Source organism: Flavobacterium sp. (genome assembly GCF_025352015.1).
Taxonomy (GTDB): Bacteria; Bacteroidota; Bacteroidia; order Flavobacteriales; family Flavobacteriaceae; genus Flavobacterium.
On record NZ_JANXUG010000115.1, the window covers coordinates 34,348 to 40,871 of the forward strand.

The following is a 6,524-nucleotide window of genomic DNA, read 5'->3' on the forward strand; positions in this document are numbered from 1 at the left end:
ACATAAGATTTTCAATGGAATATTACAATTACCTAAAATCACTACACTTAATCTTTGTCATCACTTGGTTTGCGGGTTTGTTTTATATTGTTCGTTTATTTGTATATCAAATTGAAGCCAACAGCAAACCCTCTCCAGAAAGAGAAATTTTGTTAAAACAATACAAAATCATGACGTATCGTTTGTGGTACATCATCACATGGCCGAGTGCTGTTTTAGCGGTGTTTTTTGCAATTTGGTTAATTATATTAATGCCAGATTGGTTACAAATGCCTTGGATGCACGTTAAATTGGGATTTGTAGTTTTATTAATCGCATACCAAATAAAGTGTCACTTAATTTACAATGAATTACAAAACGATATTTTCAACTATTCTACCAACTTTATGAGATTATGGAATGAAGGCGCAACAATTATCCTATTTGCTGTAGTTTTTTTAGTAATTTTAAAAAATGCATTTAATTGGATTTATGGTGTTGTCGGAATCTTTATGTTCTCGATTTTAATCCTATTGGGCTACAAGTTTTACAAACGAATAAGAGAAAAAAGTAATTAATGATTAGTAACTAGTGATTACCATTGTATTGCTTTTGACTAGTTACTAATTACTAATCACTAAAAATATGTTCAACGGATTCAAAATGTCAATGTTGTCACTTCGAATAAGGATTTTCCTTTCGATGATTATGTTGATTGTTATTGCCTCGGTTTTGATGGCCTCTATTTCGATAATTCAGTTTAAAAATGAAGCCAAAGAATATCATCAAAAACGATTAGATCAAAAAGAATTTGCCATAAAAGAACATATCAATTACATTCTTGCGAATACCACTTATCCGCTTACTGAAAAAAATCTTCCCCTGATTTTTAAAGATAAAATTCATGAACTAGCAGACATTCATAATCTTGAGATTAATATTTATGGATTGGACGGAAAATTATTAAAATCTTCCAAATCCTCCTTTTCTATCGATAAAGTAGCACAACCAATTCCAAATTATGTGCTGAAACTCGTTCAGTCTACAGTGGAAAAAAGATATGTAGATATTAAGAATGTAAATGGAACTCAAAACCGATCTTCGTATAGCCAAATTAAAGATGATAAATTTAAACCTTTAGGGATTTTAAATATTCCTTATGTTGAAGATGATGGTTATTATCAAACCGAACTGCGTCAGTTCTTATTGCGTTTAAGCCAAGTGTATTCCTTTATGTTGATTATTGCCTTTGCTTTGGCGTATTTTCTCTCTAGCTATATTACTAAATCATTAAAAACCATTTCCGATAAAATAAACGAAACAAGTTTGAACCAAAAGAACGAGAAAATTGTTATTGAAGCCAACAGTAAAGAAATGAATTTATTGATAAGAGCTTACAACGGCATGGTAGATAAATTGGAAGAAAGTGCCTCAAAATTAGCGCAAAGCGAACGGGAACAAGCATGGCGCGAGATGGCAAAACAGGTAGCTCACGAAATAAAAAATCCGCTTACTCCCATGCGATTGACAGTGCAAAGTTTCCAAAGAAAATTTGACCCCAATGATGTTGAATTGAAACAAAAACTCAACGATTATTCCAAGACTTTAATTCAGCAAATTGATACGATGAGCGCAGTGGCTTCGGCGTTTTCTAATTTTGCATCGATGCCCGCGCAACAAAACGAAACGCTCAATGTGGTTCAGGTGGTAGAACTCGCGTTGGATATTTTCAATGAAGATTATATCGTTTTTAAAAGCAACAAAGAATATGTGATTTCCAAATTGGACAGAACTCAATTAATCAGAATTATTACCAATTTGGTTAAAAATGCCATTCAATCTATACCCGATGAACAGCCAGAAAAGCAAGTTTTAGTATCGGTTAACGAAATAGAAAATGACGTCATCATTACAGTTAAAGACAACGGAATAGGCATTGAATCCGACAATATTGAACATGTTTTTGAACCAAAATTTACCACTAAAACAAGCGGAATGGGATTAGGTTTAGGAATTATCAAAAACATTATTGAAAATTATAAAGGAACAATTACTTTTGAAACAGAAATGGGAAAAGGAACCACGTTTTTTGTCTCGCTTCCTATTGTAAAATAAACACCGATTTGCTTCCCCAGATTGCCCTGTGGTCAAGGGTTGCAGATTATCACAACTTATAGTACTTAAAAATCAAACTATGAACTTTGAAAATATTCTTATCGCTATAGAAAATGGCATCGGACAAATTACCATCAGCCGTCCATCAAAATTAAACGCGCTCAATGTGGCAACGATTCAGGAGTTGCATACTGCTTTTGAAAATTTAGAAAGCAATACTGATGTCAGGGTTATTATCATCACTGGTGAAGGAGAAAAAGCATTTGTTGCGGGCGCAGATATTGCGGAATTTGCGGGTTTTTCGGTCGAAGAAGGCGCACAATTAGCAGCACAAGGACAAGAATTATTATTCGATTTTGTTGAGAATTTAAAAAAACCTGTCATCGCTGCCATAAACGGTTATGCACTTGGTGGCGGATTAGAATTGGCGATGTCATGCCATTTTAGAATAGCTTCTGATAATGCCAAAATGGGGTTGCCCGAAGTTTCCCTAGGCGTGATTCCTGGTTATGGCGGAACACAACGTTTGCCGCAATTAATCGGAAAAGGCCGTGCTATGGAAATGATTATGACTGCCGGAATGATATCGGCAGAGGAGGCTTTTCGTGCAGGTTTGGTAAATCATGTGGTGCCGCAAACCGAACTTTTGGATTTTACAAAAGGCATTGCGAGTAAAATTATTAGAAATTCTCCTTACGCGATAGGCAGAGCCATAAAATGTGTCAATGCTAATTTCAAAGAAGGCATTAATGGTTTTGAAACCGAAATCAGAAACTTTGGAAAATGTTTTGGCACCGTAGATTTTAAAGAAGGAACTACTGCATTTTTAGAGAAGAGAAAAGCGGATTTTAAGGGAAAATAAACAATCGAGATGAAAAACTTTTTGTGGGTATTGCTTTTTGTAGGTTCCTGCATGGCACAGAAGAAAATTTCTGTGTACAACAGCGAAAATAAAAACCCTGTAAGCTACGCTAACATCTGGAAAGACAATGTATTTTACAAAACCATCGATTCACTAGGCGTTTTTACCATTGATGATAAAAATAAGGAAATCAATTTAAGGGTTACCGCCATTGGTTTCGAAGATAAAATCTTCCGTTCTTCTGCAAATGAAATACTTCTTAAACCTCACCTCACTGTTTTGGATGAAGTTAAAATAACCCGAAAAAAGAATCCACAAAAACAAAGCTTTGGTAAATTCCAAAAATCCGGAAATGTTATGACTGCAGTTCAATATGACGCGCAAATGGCTTTGGTTGCCAAGTTTTTTCCAAATAATAAAACAGAAGACCTGCTTTTGAATACTGTAAAATTCTACACATTCACTGAAGACAAAAACAGAATCATTTCACTTTTGTTTTATACTAATGAAAATGGACAGCCGGGAGACTTGATCAATTCTGAAAATATCATCTGCCGACTCTAAAAAGGAAACCGGCTCAATGTCACAGATGTTTCTGGTGCTGATATTGTTTTCCCAAAGGAAGGTATCTTTGTTGTGCTTCAATATATGCTTTTGGAACAAAACAAAAATTACAATAAGGAATCCAATAATCCGTTAGCATTCTTTTATGAACCGAGTATATATATGAAAAATGTTTGGGACTATACTGATACTTGGTATATGGATAGGGACATCTGGAAAAAGAGTAAGTTGTACTCTTTGAGTCTAGGAATTGAGGTTATGGAATAAACATTTTTCTATTTCATACCTTCCCATTCGCCATAAAATTGCGAAAGAAAGTTTTCCATGTAGAGATGCCTTTGCAAAGCAATCTTTTTCCCCGTTTCTGTATTCATTTTGTCCTTTAACAACAATAGCTTTTCGTAAAAATGATTCAGTGTTGGTGACTCGGAGTTTTTATATTCTTCCTTACTCATACTTAAATTTGGTGCAATTGCAGGATTGTACAACACCCTATTTTTAAAGCCTCCATAATTAAAACATCGTGCAATTCCAATGGCGCCTAGTGCATCCAATCTATCAGCATCTTGAACAATTTGTAATTCTTTAGAATTGAATTTCTTTTCGAAATTTCCGCCTTTGAAGGATATGTTGTCAATGATGTTTATGACATGCGTGATAATTTCTTCTGAAATATTTTCACTTTTTAAAAAAGTTCTTGCGGTTTTTGGTCCAATGTTTTCATCGCCATCGTGAAATTTACTATCGGCAATGTCGTGAAGCAAAGCACCAAGCTTAACTATTGTTACATCACAAGCTTCCTCTTTGGCAATTAAAAGTGAGTTTTTGTACACGCGTTCTATGTGAAACCAGTCATGACCGCCTTCGGCATTTTCGAGTTTTTCTTTTACAAAAAGTATTGTTTTAGCAATTATTGACATCTTTTTTAGGTTTAAAAAAATCCTTTCGGTGGGAAAGGATTTAAGTCTTTTATCTATTATCTTATCATAGCGGGTTCTACCCATTTAAACAATTGCGATTCAGCGGGAATTATTAATCGTTCCGAAACTTTAGCCATTCGAGCAGGCAGTTTCATCAAATAATCTCTTGCTTTTTCGGCTTCGTCCGTAAGTCCCGATAGCTTATCGATTTCCCATTTCTCAATGAGTTTTTGCATAATATCAACATAATCAGAAGCGGTATAAACCCCCATTCGTTGTGCCGAATCCGAGAAATTTAAGAATGCCGAGCTTATTTTTTCGCCCGATTCTCTTAAGAATTGTGCTGGCATAACAATTTTTTGTTTCATCATATAATTGAAAGCCAATAGCATTTCGCTAGGATCTACTTTAAAAATTTGAGTTACAAACTCGCTGTAGGCATGGTGGTGTCTCATTTCGTCACCGGCAATCATTTTGCAAATTTTTGCCAACTTTTTGTCGCCATACTCTTTGGCAATTTGCGAAACTCTGTTGTGCGAAATATAAGTAGCTAATTCTTGAAAACTGGTATATATAAAGTTCTTGTAGGGATCACGACCCGTTCCTATATCGAACCCATCGGCTATTAAATGTTGGGTGGTAATTTCTACTTCGCGCATGTTGACACGCCCTGACAAGTATAAATATTTGTTCAACAAATCTCCATGACGGTTTTCCTCACTTGTCCATTGGCGCACCCATTTGCTCCACGCATTATTTTCTACCTGACCCACTCCGTCAACATCCATCAACCACGATTCGTAAGTTGGCAAGGCTTCTTCGGTAATGGTATCGCCTACGAGCGTTACCCAAAAATCATAGGGCAAGTCTTTTGCTATTTCCCGTAATTCTTTTACTTCTTCAAAGAAATTTTCGGTTTCAGAGTTGGGTAAAAAATCGGTAGGTTGCCATATTTTTTCTATCGGAATCAAAAATTCATCCATGAAACCCTCGACTTTTTTTTCTAGAAATTGCATCACCTCTAGACGGATATTGTGTATTGACATTAAAATTTTAAATTTTAAATTTTGAGTTTTATTATATATATTCTAAACTCAAAAATTTGATTACTTTTTTATTTTACTTATTACGGCGTTTTCTGTTTTTTGCATTACTTCTTCAAACGAAAATTCAGCAACGGCAATTGGATTGTGTATTATAAACTGCAAATTATTTCCCAATCCCATAGGAAACGCACCAAATTTAACCATTTTCCACGAATTATTTATAGTAATTGGCACAACATAGGCAGAAGGCGCATATTTGCATAAGATTTTTAAACCACTTTGAGCAAATTGTTTTGGATTTCCGTCTTTGCTCCTTGTTCCTTCGGGGAAGATTACGGCAGAGCGGTGGTGCGCTTCAATATATTCAGCCAAATGTTTGATCAAAGGAATGGCTTGTTTAGAATCTTTTCTATCAATAAGGATTGATCCGCCATGGCGCAAATTATAGGAAACACTCGGAATGCCTTTTCCCAGTTCGTTTTTGCTGACAAACTTGGTATGAAACCGCCGCAAATACCAAATCATTCCTATGATGTCGTACATACTTTGATGGTTTGAAACAAAAATTAGAGGAACGTTGCCTGGAATGATTTCTTTATTTATAAACGTATAACGCGTTCTCAATAGGTTGGTGCATCGTACCAAAAAAAAATTCAAATAATCGACACTTTTTTTATGCGCTTGATACCCAAAAATATTGAAACACACCCACTGAATGGGATGAAAAACAACCAAACACAAACCAAAACACAAATAGTAAACTACTGAAATGGGATACGAAATAAGCTTTTCCATAGCATAAAAATAGAATACAAAAATAGCAAAATAGGACGGTTTTCATCGACCCAAAACAACTTTGATGGTTTTGCTTTTTTTATAGAACAAATAGTTTACTAAAATATAGCAAATAACCCGTTGGATGAAATTAAATTATTTGATTTATGATCTATCAAAGATAAATTTATTGATATATTGAACCAGTGTTAATGCTGTTATTTTTGCCAAAATTGCTTCGCCAGTTCGAGCAAACTCTCGGGT

The 6,524-nt window shown here is 34.9% G+C and carries 8 protein-coding genes and 1 pseudogene; 5 read left to right on the forward strand and 4 right to left on the reverse strand.

Annotation, left to right across the window (positions count from 1 at the left end; genetic code table 11):
* Positions 1–14: 14 nt before the first annotated feature.
* From Q0Q96_RS12150 to Q0Q96_RS12170, 5 genes are all read left to right on the forward strand, one after another.
* Entirely contained in the window at positions 15–557 is a 543-nt protein-coding gene (locus Q0Q96_RS12150; protein ID WP_293875792.1) for a CopD family protein, read from the forward strand.
* Between the two features lie 67 nt (positions 558–624).
* On the forward strand, positions 625–2,094 hold the full coding sequence (locus tag Q0Q96_RS12155; protein ID WP_293875794.1) for an ATP-binding protein: 1,470 nt from the start codon (positions 625–627) through the stop codon (positions 2,092–2,094).
* Positions 2,095–2,173: 79 nt separating this feature from the next.
* The gene (locus Q0Q96_RS12160) at positions 2,174–2,956 is read left to right on the forward strand and encodes an enoyl-CoA hydratase-related protein (RefSeq protein WP_293875796.1); all 783 of its coding nucleotides are present in this window, start codon (positions 2,174–2,176) and stop codon (positions 2,954–2,956) included.
* 9 nt (positions 2,957–2,965) lie between these two features.
* On the forward strand, positions 2,966–3,520 hold the full coding sequence (locus Q0Q96_RS12165; protein ID WP_293875798.1) for a hypothetical protein: 555 nt from the start codon (positions 2,966–2,968) through the stop codon (positions 3,518–3,520).
* 90 nt (positions 3,521–3,610) lie between these two features.
* Positions 3,611–3,787, forward strand: coding sequence for a hypothetical protein (locus Q0Q96_RS12170; protein WP_293875800.1), 177 nt, complete (start codon positions 3,611–3,613; stop codon positions 3,785–3,787).
* A gap of 8 nt (positions 3,788–3,795) precedes the next feature.
* Here Q0Q96_RS12170 and Q0Q96_RS12175 read toward each other — a convergent pair whose 3' ends face one another.
* From Q0Q96_RS12175 to Q0Q96_RS12190, 4 genes and pseudogenes are all read right to left on the reverse strand, one after another.
* On the reverse strand, positions 3,796–4,440 hold the full coding sequence (locus Q0Q96_RS12175) for an HD domain-containing protein (protein ID WP_293875802.1): 645 nt from the start codon (positions 4,438–4,440) through the stop codon (positions 3,796–3,798).
* A gap of 56 nt (positions 4,441–4,496) precedes the next feature.
* Complete coding sequence (locus tag Q0Q96_RS12180; RefSeq protein WP_293875804.1) at positions 4,497–5,486, reverse strand: acyl-ACP desaturase; 990 nt, start codon at positions 5,484–5,486, stop codon at positions 4,497–4,499.
* Between the two features lie 60 nt (positions 5,487–5,546).
* A complete protein-coding gene (locus Q0Q96_RS12185) occupies positions 5,547–6,281 on the reverse strand; it encodes a lysophospholipid acyltransferase family protein (protein WP_293875806.1) in 735 nt (244 codons plus the stop codon).
* Positions 6,282–6,425: 144 nt separating this feature from the next.
* Positions 6,426–6,524, reverse strand: a pseudogene (locus Q0Q96_RS12190) (IS982 family transposase); the annotation flags it as partial.